This window comes from Duganella dendranthematis (assembly GCF_012849375.1).
In the GTDB taxonomy this organism is placed as follows: domain Bacteria; phylum Pseudomonadota; class Gammaproteobacteria; order Burkholderiales; family Burkholderiaceae_D; genus Rugamonas; species Rugamonas dendranthematis.
The window spans coordinates 1,023,034-1,040,695 of the sequence record NZ_CP051684.1 but is presented as its reverse complement, the minus strand read 5'-3'; the positions used below and the strand labels follow the sequence as shown (position 1 = coordinate 1,040,695).

At 63.9% G+C, this 17,662-nt stretch carries 13 protein-coding genes and 1 pseudogene; 10 read left to right on the top strand and 4 right to left on the bottom strand.

Features of this window, described 5'->3' with window-relative positions:
* The first annotated feature begins 7 nt into the window (after positions 1–7).
* Complete coding sequence (locus HH213_RS04900; RefSeq protein WP_110844845.1) at positions 8–1,621, top strand: DHA2 family efflux MFS transporter permease subunit; 1,614 nt, start codon at positions 8–10, stop codon at positions 1,619–1,621.
* Between the two features lie 64 nt (positions 1,622–1,685).
* Positions 1,686–3,161, top strand: a complete 1,476-nt coding sequence (locus HH213_RS04895; protein ID WP_110844844.1) for an efflux transporter outer membrane subunit — start codon at positions 1,686–1,688, stop codon at positions 3,159–3,161.
* Here HH213_RS04895 and HH213_RS04890 read toward each other — a convergent pair.
* Positions 3,148–4,083 (bottom strand): LysR family transcriptional regulator, encoded by a 936-nt coding sequence (locus HH213_RS04890; protein ID WP_169111119.1) that lies wholly within the window; start codon positions 4,081–4,083, stop codon positions 3,148–3,150. The two genes, HH213_RS04895 and HH213_RS04890, sit on opposite strands and share 14 nt — an antisense overlap.
* 96 nt (positions 4,084–4,179) lie before the next feature.
* Between HH213_RS04890 and HH213_RS04885 the strand changes: the two genes are divergently transcribed.
* From HH213_RS04885 to HH213_RS04865, 5 genes are all read left to right on the top strand, one after another.
* Positions 4,180–4,788: a short chain dehydrogenase gene (locus HH213_RS04885; RefSeq protein ID WP_169111117.1), complete on the top strand. Its 609-nt coding sequence runs from the start codon at positions 4,180–4,182 to the stop codon at positions 4,786–4,788.
* On the top strand, positions 4,785–5,384 hold the full coding sequence (locus tag HH213_RS04880; RefSeq protein ID WP_169111115.1) for a short chain dehydrogenase: 600 nt from the start codon (positions 4,785–4,787) through the stop codon (positions 5,382–5,384). Before HH213_RS04885 ends, HH213_RS04880 begins: the two co-directional genes overlap by 4 nt.
* Positions 5,385–5,429: 45 nt before the next feature.
* Positions 5,430–7,130, top strand: coding sequence for a DUF8614 domain-containing protein (locus HH213_RS04875; RefSeq protein ID WP_169111113.1), 1,701 nt, complete (start codon positions 5,430–5,432; stop codon positions 7,128–7,130).
* 96 nt (positions 7,131–7,226) lie between these two features.
* Complete coding sequence (locus tag HH213_RS04870; RefSeq protein ID WP_169111111.1) at positions 7,227–7,907, top strand: DUF2268 domain-containing putative Zn-dependent protease; 681 nt, start codon at positions 7,227–7,229, stop codon at positions 7,905–7,907.
* A gap of 88 nt (positions 7,908–7,995) precedes the next feature.
* Complete coding sequence (locus HH213_RS04865; RefSeq protein ID WP_110844838.1) at positions 7,996–8,706, top strand: BON domain-containing protein; 711 nt, start codon at positions 7,996–7,998, stop codon at positions 8,704–8,706.
* An 83-nt stretch (positions 8,707–8,789) separates the two neighbouring features.
* Here HH213_RS04865 and HH213_RS04860 read toward each other — a convergent pair whose 3' ends face one another.
* Complete coding sequence (locus HH213_RS04860) at positions 8,790–9,902, bottom strand: DegT/DnrJ/EryC1/StrS family aminotransferase (protein WP_169111109.1); 1,113 nt, start codon at positions 9,900–9,902, stop codon at positions 8,790–8,792.
* 9 nt (positions 9,903–9,911) lie between these two features.
* Entirely contained in the window at positions 9,912–10,802 is an 891-nt protein-coding gene (locus HH213_RS04855) for a glycosyltransferase family 2 protein (RefSeq protein WP_169111107.1), read from the bottom strand.
* A gap of 258 nt (positions 10,803–11,060) precedes the next feature.
* Here HH213_RS04855 and HH213_RS04850 point away from each other — a divergent pair, with 258 nt between their 5' ends.
* Together HH213_RS04850 and HH213_RS04845 are read left to right on the top strand one after the other, a co-directional pair.
* Positions 11,061–12,368 (top strand): MFS transporter, encoded by a 1,308-nt coding sequence (locus HH213_RS04850; protein ID WP_169111105.1) that lies wholly within the window; start codon positions 11,061–11,063, stop codon positions 12,366–12,368.
* 88 nt (positions 12,369–12,456) lie between these two features.
* Positions 12,457–14,604 carry a metallophosphoesterase family protein gene (locus tag HH213_RS04845; protein WP_169111103.1) on the top strand — a complete coding sequence of 716 codons (2,148 nt, stop codon included), beginning with the start codon at positions 12,457–12,459 and terminating at the stop codon, positions 14,602–14,604.
* A 1-nt stretch (position 14,605) separates the two neighbouring features.
* On the opposite strand, the gene HH213_RS04840 is transcribed toward HH213_RS04845, so the two are convergent.
* On the bottom strand, positions 14,606–16,717 hold the full coding sequence (locus tag HH213_RS04840) for a dipeptidyl-peptidase 5 (RefSeq protein WP_169111101.1): 2,112 nt from the start codon (positions 16,715–16,717) through the stop codon (positions 14,606–14,608).
* A gap of 98 nt (positions 16,718–16,815) precedes the next feature.
* Between HH213_RS04840 and HH213_RS04835 the strand changes: the two are divergent.
* Positions 16,816–17,660, top strand: a pseudogene (locus tag HH213_RS04835) (PhzF family phenazine biosynthesis protein).
* Positions 17,661–17,662: the final 2 nt, after the last annotated feature.

Here is a 17,662-nt window from a genome sequence, read left to right as displayed (position 1 = left end):
GCGCGTCATGGCTAGCACCACAATCGATACGCCGGCCGGCGGGAAGGCGGCCGCCCCGGCGGCGCCGAGCGAAAAGGTCTCCGGCCGCACCTGGCTGGCGGTGGCCGCCGGCATGTTGGGCGCCTTCATGGCGGTGCTCGACATCCAGATCACCAACTCGTCGCTGAAGGACATCCTCGGCGCCCTGTCCGCCACCCAGGAAGAGGGCTCGTGGATCGCCACCGCCTACCTGGTGGCGGAAATCATCGTGATTCCGATGACCGGCCTGTTCGTGCGCGTGTTCGGCATGCGCGCCTACATGATCGGCACCACCACGCTGTTCCTCGGCTTCTCGACGCTGTGCGGCTTCGCCTGGAACCTGCCGAGCATGATCGCCTTCCGCATGCTGCAAGGCTTTACCGGCGGCGCGCTGATTCCCATGGCGATGACGCTGGTGATGGCCAAGCTGCCGCCATCGAAACGCGCCACCGGCATGGCCATCTTCGGCCTGACCGCCACGCTGGCGCCGTCGATGGGCCCGACGCTGGGCGGCTACCTGAGCGACCTGTATGGCTGGCCGTCGATCTTCTTCATCAACTGGGTGCCTGGCCTGCTGCTGATCGGCGGTATCGCCGTCGGCCTGGACAAGGAGAAGCGCAACCTGTCGGCCCTGCTGGACGCCGACTGGCTGGGCATCGCCTTCATGGCCGTCGGCCTGGGTAGCCTGACCGTGTTCCTGGAAGAGGGCAACACCAAGGATTGGTTCGACTCGCCGTTCATCAACACCTTTGCCGCGCTGGCCGTGGTCGGCTTGCTGGGCTGGGTGGTCAACAGCACTTTGCGCAAGCAGCCGTTTGTCAATCTGGGCCTGTACGGCCAGCGCAACTTCGCCGCCGCCACCGCGCTGTCGATGGCGATGGGTATGGGTTTGTACGGTTCGGCGTTTATTTTGCCGCTGTTCCTGGCGCAGATTCCGGGTTACTCGCCGATGCAGATCGGTGAAGTGATCATGTGGGCCGGCCTGCCGCAGCTGTTCATCATGCCGTTCGTGGCCAAGCTGTCGTCCAAGATCGACAACCGCGTGCTGTGCACCTTCGGCCTGCTGCTGTTCGGCGGTTCGTGCCTGATGAACGCCTACATGGACGCCACCACCGGCTACGACCAGCTGCTGCTGTCGCAGATCGTGCGGGCGCTGGGGCAGCCGTTCGTGATGCTGACCTTGTCGAACTTTGCGATGAACGGCATTCAGCCGAAAGATATTCCATCGGCGTCGAGCCTGATCAACATGACCCGTAACCTGGGCGGTTCGATCGGCATCGCGCTGCTGGCCACCGCGCTGACCAACCGCGAACACTTCCACTCGGCCCGCATCGGCGAGTCGGTCAGCAATTACGCGCTGACCACGCAGGAACGCCTGTCGACGCTGACGTCGTCGTTCATCAACAACGGCTTCGATAGCGCCACCGCGGCCGACATGGCGCTCAAGGCGGTGGACGGCATCGTCCGTCGCGAAGCGTACGTGATGGCCTATAACGACGGCTTCTTCCTGGTGGCGATGGTGCTGTTTGGCTGCATCGCGGTGCTGTGGTTCTCGGACAAAGTCAAAGCCCCCTCCGGCGGCGGTGGCGGCGGTGCGCACTAATAACGTCGTCGTTCCCGCCTGCGCGGGAACGACGGGATAACTGTTTAATCTTAGAGGTAATCACATGTTGAATTCAGCTCTGAAGCGCCTGACGCTCGCTGTTTCCGTCACCCTGGCCGTCACCGGCTGCACCACCGTAGGCAGCGACTTCAAGGCGCCGGCGAATGTCGCCGACGCCTCGTTCCGCCATTTGCCGCAGGCCGGCGCCAACGCCGCGCACCTGCCGGCGCAGTGGTGGACCGTGTTTAACGACGCCACCCTGAACCAGCTCGAAGAAACCGCGCTGCGCGACAATCCGAGCGTGAAGGCAGCCGCCGAACGCCTGATTCAGGCGCAGCAGCAGGCCGGCGTTTCGCGCGCCAACCAGCAGCCGCAGTTGAGCGTCAACGCCGGCATCTCCAACTCGCGCACCTCGGCCGAAACCTCGCAGGGCCTGGCGCTGGGCGGCCGCGCGATCGAAGGTAACAACTACTCGGTCGGCACCAGCTTCTCGTATGAAGTGGACTTGCTGGGCCGCGTGCGCCGTCTGGTGGAAGCATCGGACGCGCAAGCGCTGGCGGCCGAAGCGGACCGCGACGGCGTGCTGCTGGTACTGTCGTCGCAACTGGCCACCACCTACTGGCAGCTGCGCGGCCTGGATGCAGAAATCGCCATCCTGAACGGCGCGCTGGATACCCGCCGCGAAAGCGAACAGCTGGTGACGGCGCGTTTTGACGCCGGCCTGTCGAACGAACTGGACGTGTCGCGCGCCCGCATCGAGCGCGCCAATGCGCAGGCCGACCTGCATGAAGTGCAGCGTCAGCGCAACCTGCTGGAACACAGCCTGGCGACCCTGGTCGGCGCCTCGCCGTCGTCGCTGCTGACCGCGCCGAAAGCGGATGCCGCCGTGCTGCCGCAGCCGCCGGCGATTCCGGTCGGCCTGCCGGCCAGCCTGCTGGCGCAGCGTCCGGATTTGGCCGGCAGCGTGGCGACGCTGCGCGCCGCCAATGCGCAAATCGGCGTGGCCGAAGGCGCGTTCTATCCATCGTTCTCGCTGACCGGTAACTTCGGCTTTGCGTCGGAAAGCCTGAGCAATCTGGCCAAGGGCGATTCGCGCCAGTTCAGCGTCGGCCCGCTGGCATTGTCGCTGCCGGTGTTCGACGGTGGCCGCAACAAGGCCAACCTGGCGATCGCCAAGTCGCGCTACGAAGAGGCGATTGCCAACCACCAGACCAAGCTGCTGACGGCGCTGCGCGAAGTGGAAGATGCGCTGTCCGACGTGCAGCAACGCCAGCAACAGGGCGATGCGCAGCAAGCCTCGCAGGTGGCGGCAGCGCGTGGCTACCTGGTGGCGCGCGCCCGCTATGAACGCGGCGTCTCGACCTACCTTGACGTCACCGATGCCCAGCGTAGCGCGTTGACGGCGGACCGCGCGGCGGTGCAAATCAATACTCAGCGCCTGCTGGCGGCAGTGGCCGTGGCGCGCGCGCTGGGCGCCGGCTGGCAGCCTTCGGCGCAGCTGTCGCAAGTGGCGCAGAACGGCAATCTCAAGGCGCAGTAAGCGTCGTCCTTTTACGCGAAGAGGCCAGCGGCAACGGTGCCGCTGGTCCTAAGCGTTCCAGAATAAAGTCAATGAAGGTGGTCAGCTTGGGCGTGGCGCGGCGGTCGCGCGGGTAGACCACGTGCATGGCGCGCGGCGCCGGCAGGTAGTCGCTCAAAATCGGCACCAGCCGGCCGGCGGCGATGTCCTGCGCCAGCAGCACTTCGGCCTGCATCACAATCCCGAAATCCTTGAGCGCGGCCATGCGCAATGCCTGGCCATTGTTGGCGCGGAAACGGCTCGGCGGCAGCGCGTGCTTGCCGTGCACCGATTGCAGGCGCCAGCTGACACCGATATCTCCCACCACGAAATCCAGGCATTCATGCTGCGCCAGCTCCTGCGGCGTGTGCGGCGTGCCGCGCTGCCGCAGGTAGCCGGGCGCGGCGCAGATGGCCATCTTGTATGGCTGTAGCGGACGGGCGATCATGCCCGAGTCGTCCAGCGCGCCGATGCGGATGGCGGCGTCGTAGCCCTCGTCCACCAGATCGACCGTGCGGTCGTTCAGGTTCAGGTCCACGCTCACTTCTGGATGCAGGCGCAGGTAGTCGGTCAGCGCCGGCGCCAGCCATTCGTTGCCGAAAGAGGTGGAGGCGGTGACGCGCAGGCGGCCGCGCGGCACGCTGCGCATGGCTTCGGCGCCGCGTTCGGCGGCTTCAATCTGCGCCAGAATCGCGCGGCATTGGTCGGCGTACTGGGCGCCGATTTCGGTCAGGCTCTGGCGGCGCGTGGTGCGCGTCAGCAGGCGCGCGCCGAGCGTGGCTTCCAGTTGCGCGATGTGTTTGCCGACCATCACCGGCGACAGGTTGAAGCGGCTGGCGGCGGCTGTGAAGTTGCCGGCATCGACCACCGCGATGAAGATTTCCATGCTGCGCAGCTTGTCCATCGATTGCTAACTGTGGGTTGGTAATGTTGTTCATGGTAGCGCATTTATTCTTTGGTGGAAGGGGACCATACTGGATTTTTGATACGGAGGTTCAGCATGAAAGTGATTGTGATCGGCGCAACGGGCGCAGTGGGCAAGGCGGTGGTGGCGGAGCTGGGCCAGCGCCATGAGGTGGTAATGGTGGGGGCGCGCGGCGGCCAGCATCAGGTGGACTTCGCCGATATCGCCTCGGTGCGTTCGCTGTTTGCCAAGGTGGGCAAAGTGGACGCGGTGGTGGTGGCGGCAGGCTCGTTGCACTTCGCGCCGCTGGACAGCTTTACGCCGGAGCAGTTTTACGTGGGACTGAACAGCAAGTTGATGGGACAGGTGAATGTGGCGCTGGTGGCGCAGGAGTATCTCAACGACGGCGGCTCGATTACGCTCACCAGCGGGATTGTGGCGGAGGAGCCGATCCGCAACGGCGTTAGCGCCACCATGGTCAACGCGGCCGTCGAAGGCTTTGCGCGGGCGGCGGCGATCGAGCTGCCGCGCGGCCTGCGTATCAACGTCGTCAGCCCGACGGTGCTGGCGGAATCAATGGACAGCTATGGCCCGTTCTTCGTCGGCTTCGAACCGATTGCCGCCAGCCGCGCCGCGCTGTCATACGCGCGCAGCGTCGATGGCGCCCAGACCGGGCAAGTTTACCGCGCGGGAGGACGCGCATGAAAGTGATGGTGATCGGCGCCACCGGCGCCATTGGCTCCGCCGTGGCGCGCGAGCTGGCGCAACGGCACGAGGTGATTGCGGTGGGTTCGCGCAGCGGCCAGTATCAGGTGAACATCGAAGAATTCGACCAGGTACAGCGCTTGTTTGCGCAGGCCGGCAGTCTGGACGCGGTGGTGGTGGCGGCCGGCGCCTTGCATGTGGGGCCGCTGGCGCAGCTGGCGCCGGAGCATTTTCACGTCGGCCTCAGGGGCAAGCTGATGGGGCAGGTCAACGTGGCCCTGGCTGCGCAGCAATACTTGAATGACGGCGGCTCCATCACGCTGACCAGTGGCGTCGATACCGATCATCCGATACGCGGCGCGGTCGCGGCCTCGACCGCCAATGCCGGGGTGCTGGGGTTTGTGCGCGCAGCGGCAATCGAACTGCCGCGCGGCCTGCGCATCAACGTGGTCAGCCCGACGGTGCTGCAGGAATCGATGAGCACCCATGGTCCGCTCTTCATCGGCTTCGAACCGATTGCCGCCAGCCGCGTTGCGTTGTCGTACGCGCGCAGTGTCGATGGCGCGCAAACGGGGCAGGTCTACAAAGCCTGGTAAGCCGCGGTGCTTTACAATGTGGTCCTCACTGCACAAGAGGACCACATGAAAAAAATCCTGCTCCCGCTGGCGCTGGTAGTCGCCTGCGCCACCGCCTGGGCCGCCCCGGCCGACGTCAATCAACTCAACCAGATGAGCCAGCGCTACGCGCCGGTCGCGCTGACCGCCGATACCAGCCAGCTGTCGGCCGGCGACAAGAAAGCCATCGCCAAACTGATCGAAGCGGCCAAGATCGTCGACGTGCTGCAACTGCGCCAGCGCTGGTCCGGCAACGAAGCGCTGTGGGCCGCGCTGCAAAAAGACACCACGCCGCTCGGCAAGGCCCGCCTGAACTATTTCTGGCTCAACAAAGGCCCATGGTCGATCCTCGACGATCACCAGTCCTTCCTGCCGGCGGAAGTGGCCGGCATCCAGGTGCCAGCCAAGAAGCCCGAAGGCGGCAATTTCTATCCGGCGGGTGCCACCAAGGCCGAACTGGAAAGCTGGATCAACGCGCTGCCGGCGGCCGACAAGGAGCAGGCGCAGTGGTTCTTCACCGTGATCCGCAAGAACAAGGATGGCAAGTTCGCCACCGTCAAGTATTCCGAGGAATACAAGGCCGATCTGGAAAAAGCCGCGTCGCTGCTAAAGCAGGCCGCCGCCGATACCGACAACGCCTCGCTGAAAAAATTCCTGCAACTGCGCGCCGAAGCCTTCCTCAGCAACGACTACCTGGCTTCTGACTTCGCCTGGATGGACCTGGATGCGCCGGTCGATATCACCATCGGCCCCTACGAGACCTATAACGACGAACTGTTCGGCTACAAGGCGGCGTTTGAAGCCTACGTCAACATCCGCGACCAGAAGGAAACCCAGAGGCTGGACTTCTTCGCCAAGCACATGCAGGAGCTGGAAGACAATCTGCCCATCGATGCGCAATACCGCAATCCGAAAGTCGGCGCGCTGGCGCCGATGGTGGTGGTCAATCAGGTGTATGGTGCCGGCGACGGCAATATGGGCGTACAGACCGCCGCCTACAACCTGCCCAACGACGAGCGCATCATTAGCCAGCGCGGCTCCAAGCGTGTAATGCTGAAGAACGTGCAGCAGGCCAAATTCAAGTCGACGCTGACGCCGATTTCCAAGCTGGTGCTGCGTCCGGCCGACCAGAAGGATGTGGATTTCGACTCCTTCTTCACCCATATCCTGGCGCATGAAATCACCCACGGCCTGGGGCCGCACATCACCAAAACCGGCGGCAAGGAATCGACCCCGCGCCAGGACTTGAAGGAAGCCTATTCCACCATCGAGGAGGCCAAGGCCGACATCACCGGCCTGTACGCGCTGGCCTATATGATGGACAAGGGCCAGCTGAAAGGCACGCTGGGGCAGGGCGAGGCGGCCGAGCGCAAGCTGTACACCACCTTCCTGGCGTCGGCCTTCCGCACGCTGCACTTCGGCCTGACCGACTCGCACGCGCGCGGCATGGCGATCCAGGTCAACTACATCCTCGACAAGGGTGGCTTTGTGTCGCATGGCGATGGCACGTTTGCGGTGGATTTCGGCAAGATCAAGCAGGCCGTGACCGACCTCGACCGCGAGTTCCTGACCATCGAAGCCACCGGCGATTACGCGCGCGCCAAGGACTTGATGACCAAGTACGTGGTGATCCGTCCGGACGTGCAGAAGGCCTTGGATAAGATGAAATCTGTACCGAACGACATCCGTCCGGAATTCAAGACCGCCAATAGCCTGCTGGGCAAGTAGCATTCCAAAACCTTAATCATTCAGGTTTTTCTACGTAGTAATTTACCTGCCACCGGGCAATAATTCTTGCCCGGTGCATGCTACAGTTTGATCACCATGATCAAGCGCGCCTTCCTCCCCTTGCTATTGTTGACGTCCGGTCTGGCCTCGGCTGCCGACCTGACCGAGATGGAAATCCGCTGGCTGAGCGCCGGCGCCGCGGTGCTGTCCTATGCCAAGCAAGACCTGAAGCTGCCGATCGATATCACCGTCCAACCGCAGGTCGGCCCCAACGACGTGCCGCTGGCGCTGGGTTACGACAAGGGCCGCTGCAAGCTGGTGCTGTCGATGCGCGGCAATCCCACCGCCGAAGACATCCTGAACAATGTAGCTCCCGCACAACGCCCGCTGATGATCGAAGCCATGGTGGCGCATGAAATCGGCCACTGCTGGCGTTATGCGCAAGGTGTGTGGCACGTGCTGCCGGCCGGCTTTGAAGCCAGCCAGAACCAGACCACGCCGCACGAAGCCGCCGCCGATCAGCTGCGCGACACCCGCCGCGAGGAAGGCTATGCCGACCTGGTGGCGCTGGCGTGGATCCAGCAGCGCCATCCCGACCAATACGCCACGGTGGCGACCTGGATGCGCCAAGTGCGCGCACCCTCGCCCGCCGCCGGCAGCCACAGCACGTTGAACTGGCTGCAACTGGCGTCCACCGGCGCCGCCTTCACGCCGGGACTGCCGGTGTTTGAACAAGCCAGCCTGGTGTGGCGCCAGGGCTTGTTGCAAGAACAATGAAAACCGGTTCTGTGTACGTTTCCGCACGGAGGCTGTAGCCCGGCGGGGGTTTAATGTGTCCATCAACCACCACAAGAGGGACACGATCATGAATAAATTACTCTGCTTCGTGCTGGCCACCGCCGCCAGCGCCGCCTTTGCCGCCACCCCGACCAACGACACCGTGGCCTACAAAGCTGCGATCAACCAGTCGGACGCCGCCTACAAAACCGCCAAGGCCGCCTGCGATGCACAATCGGGTAATGCCAAGGATGTCTGCCAGGAACAGGCCAAAGTCAGCCGCGCCAACGCCGAGTCGACCGCCGCCCTGCAATACAAGAACGATAAAAAATCGGTCGAGAAAGCCCAGATCAATGTGGCCGACGCCAACTATGACCTCGCCAAAGCCCAGTGCGCCAACCGCACCGGCGCCGACAAGGACAGCTGCCTGAGCGGCGCCAAACAACAGCACACCGCCTGGGTCAGCGATGCCAAAGCCGGCAAGAAAGCTGCCGACACCGCGCAGACCGGCATTGACTGCAGCACCATGACCGGCACCGACAAGGCATCGTGCGAAACCCGCTCGAAAACCGCGCTGACCAAGGATGCGCTGGCCGACACCGCCATCACCACCAAAGTCAAAACCGAACTGCTGGCTGAGCCTGCACTGAAATCGCTGGACGTGCACGTGGAAACCAACAACGGCACCGTGATGCTGAGCGGCTTCGTGCCATCGCAAGCTGAAGTAGATAAAGCCGTTGACGTCGCCCGCAACGTCAAGGGTGTGAACAAGGTGCAAAGTTCGCTGCGCATCAAGTAATGCACAGGGCGGCGCTGAGCGCCGTCTGATCCTGACGCCCGGCCGGTCTTCAGTGACGCGGCCGGGCGTTCGCTTATGCGCCGTCAGGCGGCCGAGACGATCAACTCGATGATGCGTTCCTGCTGCTCGACCGGCAGGTCCGGATAGATTGGCAGGCAAATCACTTGCTGGGCCGCCTGGCGCGCGGTCGGCAGCAACGCCGGCGCCGCCGAAGGCAGGCCGCGGTACATCGGGAAATCGCTGATGAGCGGATAGAAATAGCGGCGCGCCATGATGCCGTGCTCGCGCAGGCGGGCGAACAGCCCGTCGCGGTTGAGCGCAAAGCCAGGTTGCACCAGGATCGGGAAGTAGGCGTAGTTGGCCACCGCATCGTCCGAGCCGGACAGCAGGCCGATGCCGGTGATGCCGCCCAGCGCCGCGCGGTAGCGGGCGTCGATGGCCTGGCGCCTGGCGATGGCGTTGTCGATGTCCTTCAGCTGCAACAGGCCGAGAGCGGCGTTGAACTCGCTCATCTTGCCGTTGATGCCCGGCGCGATCACGGTCACTTCGTCGACAAAGCCGAAGTTTTTCAGGTGATCGATGCGTTGCTTGGTCTTGGCGTCCGGGCAAATGATGGCGCCGCCTTCGAAGGTGTTGAACACCTTGGTGGCGTGGAAGCTCAGCACCGACAGGTCGCCGTAATTGAGGATGCTGCCCCGGGCGTTCCTGACGCCGAACGCGTGGGCGGCGTCGTAAATCACCTTCAGCCCGTAGGTATCGGCGATGCGCTCGATGCGCTCGACGTCGCACGGGTGGCCGTAGCAGTGCACCGGCATGATGGCGGTGGTGTGCGGCGTGATGGCCGCCTCGATGCAGTCCGGGTCGAGGTTGAAGTTGCGCGGGTCGACATCGATGAACACCGGCTTGACGCCGGTCCACAACAGCGAGTGCGCGGTGGCGACGAAGGAGTAGGGTGTGGTGATCACTTCGCCGGTGATGCGCAGCGCCTGCAGCGCCGTGATCAGCGCGATGGTGGCGTTGGTGAACAGGCTGATGTGCTTGACGCCCAGGTGCTCGCACAGCGCCTGCTCCAGTTGCTGGTGGAACGGCCCGCCGTTGGTCAGCACCTTACTGTCCCAGATCTGTTCCAGGTAGGGAATAAACTCTTCCAGCGGCGGCAGCGCCGGCTGGGTCACATAAATGGGCTTGTTCGACATCGGATGGCTTTATTTATTCCGCAGGTGGCGACCGATACACTTGGAGACGATCTCGGCAAACAAGGCTGGATCCGGCACTCTGCGGCCCAGTTTGAGCAGCAGCGGCAGCGATTGTTCAACCACGGTAATTGCCACCTCCTGGCTCGTGAAAGAGGTCATCAGGGAGAAAAACTCGGCCAGGTTGTCAGGCGCGTCGCCGTCCAGCAGGGCCGTAATATATTTGCGCTTGATGATCAGGTCGCGCTCGTATTGCAGCTGCATCTTCTGCACGCTAACCGAGTTGGCGTGGCGGCGATAGTGCGTTAGCACGTCCGGCAGGTTGGTATAGCGTTTGCCGAGCAGCGCGCCGCGAGTCCACAGGTCATAGTCTTCGGCAAAATCGACCCGCGTGTCGAACACGCCGACGTCGTCGAAAAAACTCTTGCGGAAGGTCGACGCGGTGTGCGACAGGGCCGAGTATTGCAGCAGCGCAGTCTTGATGGTGGCGTCGTGCTGCGGCTTGGTCAGCACCTCGGTGGCCTTGCCGTCGTCAAAAAACATCTGCATCGCGCTGCTGCAGACGGCGATGTCCCGATTGGCTTCCAGGAACGCCATCTGCCGTTCCAGCCGTTGCGGAAAGGCCATATCATCGGCGTCCAGGCGGGCGATGTATGGCGATTCAATTAGCGCCAGACCGTGGTTCAGGGCGCCTGCAACGCCGGCGTTTTCGGTCAGCGTCACCACCTCGATCGCCAATTGTTGACGGTAGCCGAGCGCAAGCTCGGCGGTGTTGTCGGCGGACGCGTCGTTGATGATCAGGACGTCGAAATCGCGATACGTCTGGGCGACCAGGCTGTCCAATGTTTGGGCCAGCGTGGCGGCGGCGTTATGGGCCGGGATGAGAACGGTAACGGCGGGCATGGTGTTCCTTAGTAAGGCAGATCTGTTGCTTCAGCGCCAGACGTTATTTCAGTGGACTTCCGGACCGGTAATCGGTGCTATGCAGCTACATTGCCAATGATGCTATAAGGACGCTTGCGCGTCAAGAAAGGTGCTGGCAGTACAACAGACGCAGCGGCGCCGGCGTTAGCCCCGTATTTTTCTGATTGTATTCATTACGATCATCATTTAAAATACAGGCAAGCGTGCTGCCGGCGCGCATTGCCTTGCGAGGATCTGATGTTTGCACAACCGTTATCCAATTGGCTGCACCGCCGTGGCCTGCACTTTTCCTGGGTGATCGTCGCCCTGACTTTCCTGACTGCGTTGAGCTCGTCGGCGGCGCTGGGGCTGCCGGGCGCCTTGCTGCAGCCGCTGTCCAAGGAGTTCGGCTGGGACGTCGAGCAGATCTCGTCCGCGCTGGCCCTGCGCTTCGCCCTGTTCGGCCTGATGGGACCGTTCGCCGCCATCCTGATGGAGCGCTTCGGCGTGCGCAACGTGGTGGTCACGGCGCTGACGCTGGTGGCGGCCGGCATGGCGCTGGCCACGCAGATGACGCAGTTGTGGCAGCTGGTACTGTTCTGGGGGATCATGCTCGGCGTCGGCTCTGGGCTGACCGCGCTGGTGCTCAGCGCGGTGGTGTCGAATCGCTGGTTCGACAGCCATCGCGGCCTGGTGGTCGGCCTGTTGACCGCCAGCTCCGCCACCGGCCAGCTGATCTTCCTGCCGGTGGGGGCGTGGTTGGTGGAGCACTTCGGCTGGCGCCTGGCGGTGCTGCCGGTGCTGAGCGCCTGCGCGCTGGTGGCGGTGGCGGTGTTCCTGCTGATGCGCAACCGGCCATCCGATGTGGGCCTGACGCCGTTCGGCGCCGCGCCCGGCACGCCGGTGGCGGCCGCTGCACCGGCCATGCGCATCACCTTCGCCACGCCGTTCAAGGTGCTGGCCGAGGCCGCGCAGCACCGCGTATTCTGGGTACTGGCCGGCACCTTCTTCATTTGCGGCCTCAGCACCAACGGCCTGATCCAGACCCACTTCATCTCGCTGTGCGGCGACGCCGGCCTCGGCCCGGTGCCGGCCGCCTCGGTGCTGGCGATGATGGGCGCGTTCGACCTGGTCGGCACCATCGCTTCCGGCTGGCTGTCGGACCGTTACGACAACCGCAAGCTGCTGTTCATGTACTACGGCCTGCGCGGGCTGTCGCTGCTGTGGCTGCCGTATTCGGAATTCACCTTGTACGGCCTGTCAGTGTTCGCCATGTTCTACGGCCTCGACTGGATCGCCACCGTGCCGCCGACCGTGCGCCTGACCGCCGCCACCTTCGGCAAAGAAAAGGCCGGCATGGTGTTCGGCTGGATCTTCGCCGCCCACCAATTGGGGGCAGCGGTGGCCGCGTATGGCGCCGGCCGCGTGCGCACCTTGCTGCTGACCTATGACCCGGCGCTGTTCGCCGCCGGCGCCGCCTGCCTGGTGGCGGCCGCCATGGTCTGGATCATCCGCAAACCGGCCGCCGCCAGCGCGGCCGCTCCGGCCCAAGCCAAGGCCGCATAAAAAATGGGAGCGCTTCCAAAATGTAATCAGCTTGTCATTTGCTAATGTGACAATGCGGCGGTTTGCAACCAGCCTGATGGAGTTTTGTATGCGTTATGCCTTGCCTGCGGCGGCCCTTGCGGCTGCTGCCGCGGTTGCCACTTCCGCGCTGCTGGCCGCCTGCGGCAGCGACAACCAGCCCGCTGCCGCCACCCAGCCGGCCGACACGGTCAACCAGACCGCGGTCGCCTTCATGAGCGACGTCCACTTCGAGAACATCTACGGCGACCTGAAAAGCACGCAGTTCGCCGGCATCCCGACCAAGGATGGCAAGAACGCCACCATCCGCACCATGTACGCCCAGCTGACCTCGACGCGGCTGTTCAACGAAAACTACTTCGCCTTCCGCGCCGCGCTTGACGACGCCTACAGCAAAGGCCTGCGCCTGGTGGCGCTGCCGGGCGATATCTCGGACGACGCCCAGCCGATCAACATCGATGGCCTGACCGACATCCTGCACGAATACCAGGCCAAGGGCATGCGCTTCTTCATCGCTCCCGGCAACCACGACCCGAACGAGCCGTTCGACGACGACGAAGCCGGCAAGAACGACTTCCTGACCAAGGACGGCAAGGAGCAAAAAATCTACGCCGTCAACAACGCCGCCTGCAAGGCCAAGGACCCGGCGGTGGTGTGCACCAACCAGCTGATGGAGCAGGGCTACGACAAGCTGCTGACCAAACTGGCCGAGTTTGGCTACGCGCCGAACAAGAACGACGTCTACTGGGAAACCCCGTTCACCACCTACGCCGATGGCAAGTACAGCTACGACGCTGCTGCCGCAGCGGCCGACCTGAGCAAGCGCAAGTTCGAAATTTGCAGCGAAGGCGAGGGCGGCAAGTACAAGGTGGCCGGCAAGACCTACAGCCGCTGCGCCAATATCATCGACGCCAGCTACCTGGTGGAACCCGTCAAGGGCGTCTGGCTGCTGGCGCTGGACGCCAATGTGCACGTGCCGAACGCCAACTTCGACCCGGCCAATCCGACCGCCTTCAAAGGCTTCGACAACGCCGGCGACGCCGGCTGGAACAAAGTGCAAACGCACAAGATTCACCAGATGGAATGGATCAAATCGGTGGCCGCGCGCGCCAGGGCGCAGGGCAAGCAACTGATGGCGTTCTCGCACTATCCGACCATGGACTTCTACGCTAACCAGACCGACGCGATGAAAGCCGTGTTCAAGCCGGGTGCATTCCAGGTGACGCGCATGCCAGCGGCGGCCACCACCGCCGCGTTGGCGGCGACCGGCCTGCCGCTGCATATCGGCGGCCACATGCACTTCAACGGCAGCAACGATTACAAGGACAGCGCCGGCAACTATCTGGTCAACGTGCAGTCGCCGTCGCTGGCGGTGTTTGGCGCGGCGTACAAGATCGTCAGCTACCAGAGCAAGGACGTGATCGACGTGCAGACCGTGGGTCTGAACAGCGTGGCGCGTCACAACGAACTGTTCCCGCTGTACCAGGTGGAGTACGACTACCTGCAAGGCAGCACTGCGGCCGGCGACATCGCCAAGCGCTGGAATCGCAGCATCCTCGACAGCAAATCGTATGGCGAATTCACCCGCACCTACTTCGGCGAACTGTCGCGGCTGCGCTTCATGAGCGACTACTGGCCATGCGAAATGAAGGAAGCGGCGATGTCACTGGATGCGCGCCAGATGTTGATTTTGTCGCAGCTGCAAACCAAGGTCACCCTGGCGCAGTTGAAGGACAATCCATCGGTGCTGCCGATCACCGCGACCTGCGCCGCCAAGGGCACGGCGTCCGGCGACGGCGTCGCCGCCAGCCAGCTGACGGCCGACTGGGCCACGGCCACCGCCAAGGCCGAGCAAGTGGCAGCAGCCGCCAACCTCAAGCTGGCCGACTTCGCCAAGATCAGCGCCTATGAATTCTATGGCGACTTCCACCGCACCGTGTACGCCGGCGAACTGGCTTTGCGCGACATGGGCGCGGAGCGGGTGGCGCAATACAAGGTGCTGATGAACGCGTTCCCGGCCTCGCCGGCGGCGATCGTCAGGATCGGCGACCAGCTGTCCGACCAGAACCCGGTGCAGGTGGCGTTCCAGTCGCAGTTCAAGCAAGTGTTCGCAATCCTGAAAGGCCTGGGCTCCGGCAAGCCAAGCGACCACTTCACGATCGACCTGAAAGCGCAGAAGCTCAGCAACGCCAGCAGCAGCGCACTGAGCTTCAACTAGCTTATTTCAGGTATTTGGCCAGCCAGCCGTGGACTTCGCTGTAGAAGTAGCGGCTGTTTTCGCCTTTGAGGATCCAGTGGTTTTCGTCGGGGAAGACCAGCAGTTTGCTCGGCACACTCAGGCGCTGCTGGGTGGCGAAGTTCATCAGGGCGTTGTTGGCCGGGACGCGGTAGTCCAGCTCGCCCACCGAGATCAGGATCGGCGTCGTGAAGCCGGTGCCTTTGGCGTGGTTGCCGCCTTGTAGCACCGGGCTTTGTTCGCGCCACACGGCCTGGTCGCCCCAGACCGGGCCGCCGCTGTTGACTTCGCGCCCCCAGATGCTGTCGCTGCTGCCCCATTGCATCATCAGGTCCATCTCGCCGGCGTGCGAGATGATGGCCTTGTAGCGCGTGGTGGTGGCTTGCAGCCAGTTGGCCAGGTGGCCACCGTAGCTAGCGCCGCCAGCCGCCAGTTTGCTGCCGTCGATGTAGCTGTATTTTTTGACGGCTTCATCGACCGCCTCGTTGATTTCGTCGGCCGGGCCTTTCAGCGGATCGCCCTGGATGGCGCGGGCGAATGCTTCGCCGTAGCCGGTCGAGCCTTTGTAGTCGGTCAGCAGCACTACGTAGCCGGGCTGGGCCAGCAGGTGGTAGTTCCATCGCAGCACGAACTGGTCGCGCCACATATTGGCGGCGCCGCCGTGGATCACCGCGAACAGCGGATACTTTTTGCTCGGATCAAAGTTGGCCGGCTTGATCAGCATGTTGTGGATCATGCGGCCGTCGCTGGCCTTGAACCAGAAGTGTTCCGGCGTCTGCCAGTCAATGGTCGCCGCGCGCGCGGTGTTGAAGGCGGTCAGGCGTTTCGGCGCGCCGTTGCCGAAGGCGTACACCTCCGGCGGATTGATCGCCGATTCCCACACGCCCACCACGGCCTTGCCGCCGGCGTTCAAAGAGTTGATGCTGCCGGTCGGCAGCGATGCTTCGTCGCGCAGGTCGCCACCGGCGTAGTTGATCGAATGCAGCTGCTCCAGGCCTGCATACTCGAAGCTGAATACGACGCGGTTGCTGCCGGCCGGCAGCGCGTAGCGCGTGATCGAGCGGTCCAGCGTGGCGGTCAGGATTTTCGGTGCGGGGTTGGCGATCGGCCAGGCGAAGCTGGCCAGGCGGCTGAGGTCGTAGACCTTGCCGGCTTCTTCCGCTTCGGTCAGCGTGAACAGGATCTTGCCGTCGGCGCTAAATTTCAGGTTGTTGTAGCTGTGCTTGTCCGCAGTCAGCTGGGTGGCGTCGCCGCCCGTGACCGGCACGCTGAAGATCTGCGTGTAGGCCGCGTTGCGCGCCTGTTCGTCGCGGTTGGTCGAGGCCGAGAACACGATGCTGTTGCCGTCCGGCGCCCAGATCGCATCCAGCGATTGGCCTTCGTCGCCCTGGCCGCCGCCGAAGCCCGGCAGCGCCGCCAGCTTGCTGCCGCTCAGCAGGTCGCGCGGCTTGGCGCCGGTGGCGGCGTCCATCACGAACAGGCGCACTTGTTTGTCGTCCAGCCATTTGTCAAAGTAGCGCGGCGGGAAGCTTTCGTAGGCGCGCGCCGAGTATTTGCGGTCCTTGCGTTCCTTGGCGGTTTTCTTGACGTCGTCTTCGGTCACGTTGCCGGGGAAGATGTCGCTGACGAACAGGATCTGCTTGCCGTCCGGGCTGAACTTCGGCGTGCGGGCGCCCAAGGTCAGCGTGGTCAGGCGCTGGGCTTCGCCGCCGCCGGCGACGTCGATGCGGTAGATCTGGCCGGCGTCGTCGCCGTCGCGCTTGGCGATGAAGACCAGTCGTTTGCTATCCGGCGACCAGTTGACCGAGCCTTCGCCGCCTTTGCTGAAGGTCAGGCGGCGTGCCGGCGTGTCGTCGGTCAGCGATTTGATCCACAGGTCCGACCATTGTTCCTTGCTGTCGTAGGCCGGATCGGTGACGGAGAACACGGCCCAGCGGCCGTCCGGACTCGGCTGCGGCGCGCCAACGCGCTTCATCAGCCAGACGTCTTCGTGGGTGATGGCGTGCTTGGCAGGGATCGCGTCGGCGGCGACCGCGGCGCAAGTCAACTGGGCCGAAATGATGAAGGCAAGAACGGAAAGTCGCGGTATAGTCATGGCGAGTTCGGTAATAAAGTCAGTGAAAACAACGATAGTGGCCACATCCCTCATTGCTGTCAATCAAGTATCCGCAACTTTCCAAGCCAGGAGACAACATGCAGACGATTACCAAAGTTCACAAAGTGGCAGCGTTCACCGCCGGCGCGCAGGGCGGCAATCCGGCCGGCGTGATGATCCGCGCGGCGCTGCCGGAGGAGCCGGCGATGCAGCGGATCGCCAGTGAAATGGGCTACTCGGAAACCGTGTTTGCCGCGCCGCATGAAGACGGCTGGCGCGTGCGCTATTTTTCGCCGGACGGCGAGGTGCCGTTCTGCGGCCACGCGACGATCGCGCTGGGCGCCGTGCTGGCGCAGCAGAATGGTGACGGCATTTTTCCGCTGACCACCAATCACACGCGGGTGACGGTGGAGGGCCGTGCACATGCCGATGGCGCGCATGCGGCGCTGCAATCGCCGGCTACGCACAGCTCGCCCGCCACGCCGGCGCTGGTGCAGGAGGCGCTGGCGCTGTTCGGCTACACGCTGGCCGACCTAGACGACCGCATTCCTCCGGCGGTGGCGAATGGCGGCGCGCACCATCTGATCCTGGCGCTGAAAAGCCGTGACAAGCTGCGCGCGATGCGCTACGAACTGGCCGCCGGCCGCGAGCTGATGCGCCGGCATGGTTTTGCCACCATCTCGCTGATCTATGCGGAAACGCCGCAGCGCTTCCATGCGCGCAATGCGTTTGCGTCGGGTGGCGTGTACGAGGACCCGGCCACCGGTGCTGCTGCGGCGGCGCTGGCCGGCTATCTGCGCGACCTCGATTGGCCGCATGGCGGCGCGATCGACATCATCCAGGGCGAAGACATGGGGCGCCTTGTCATCTGCAGGTGCAGATTCCGGCCGAGCAGGGGAGTTCGATACGGGTGGCGGGCAGCGCCCGATGGCTGGGCGAATAAGG

What these genes read in the sequence shown, in the direction of transcription:
- HH213_RS04840 (WP_169111101.1), bottom strand. Translation starts at nt 16,717, where the DNA reads ATGACTATACCGCGACTTTCCGTTCTTGCCTTCATCATTTCGGCCCAG.
- HH213_RS04870 (WP_169111111.1), top strand. Translation starts at nt 7,227, where the DNA reads ATGATCAAGCGCGCCTTCCTCCCCTTGCTATTGTTGACGTCCGGTCTG.
- HH213_RS04890 (WP_169111119.1), bottom strand. Translation starts at nt 4,083, where the DNA reads ATGGACAAGCTGCGCAGCATGGAAATCTTCATCGCGGTGGTCGATGCC.
- HH213_RS04850 (WP_169111105.1), top strand. Translation starts at nt 11,061, where the DNA reads ATGTTTGCACAACCGTTATCCAATTGGCTGCACCGCCGTGGCCTGCAC.
- HH213_RS04845 (WP_169111103.1), top strand. Translation starts at nt 12,457, where the DNA reads ATGCGTTATGCCTTGCCTGCGGCGGCCCTTGCGGCTGCTGCCGCGGTT.
- HH213_RS04880 (WP_169111115.1), top strand. Translation starts at nt 4,785, where the DNA reads ATGAAAGTGATGGTGATCGGCGCCACCGGCGCCATTGGCTCCGCCGTG.
- HH213_RS04885 (WP_169111117.1), top strand. Translation starts at nt 4,180, where the DNA reads ATGAAAGTGATTGTGATCGGCGCAACGGGCGCAGTGGGCAAGGCGGTG.
- HH213_RS04855 (WP_169111107.1), bottom strand. Translation starts at nt 10,802, where the DNA reads ATGCCCGCCGTTACCGTTCTCATCCCGGCCCATAACGCCGCCGCCACG.
- HH213_RS04865 (WP_110844838.1), top strand. Translation starts at nt 7,996, where the DNA reads ATGAATAAATTACTCTGCTTCGTGCTGGCCACCGCCGCCAGCGCCGCC.
- HH213_RS04860 (WP_169111109.1), bottom strand. Translation starts at nt 9,902, where the DNA reads ATGTCGAACAAGCCCATTTATGTGACCCAGCCGGCGCTGCCGCCGCTG.
- HH213_RS04895 (WP_110844844.1), top strand. Translation starts at nt 1,686, where the DNA reads ATGTTGAATTCAGCTCTGAAGCGCCTGACGCTCGCTGTTTCCGTCACC.
- HH213_RS04875 (WP_169111113.1), top strand. Translation starts at nt 5,430, where the DNA reads ATGAAAAAAATCCTGCTCCCGCTGGCGCTGGTAGTCGCCTGCGCCACC.
- HH213_RS04900 (WP_110844845.1), top strand. Translation starts at nt 8, where the DNA reads ATGGCTAGCACCACAATCGATACGCCGGCCGGCGGGAAGGCGGCCGCC.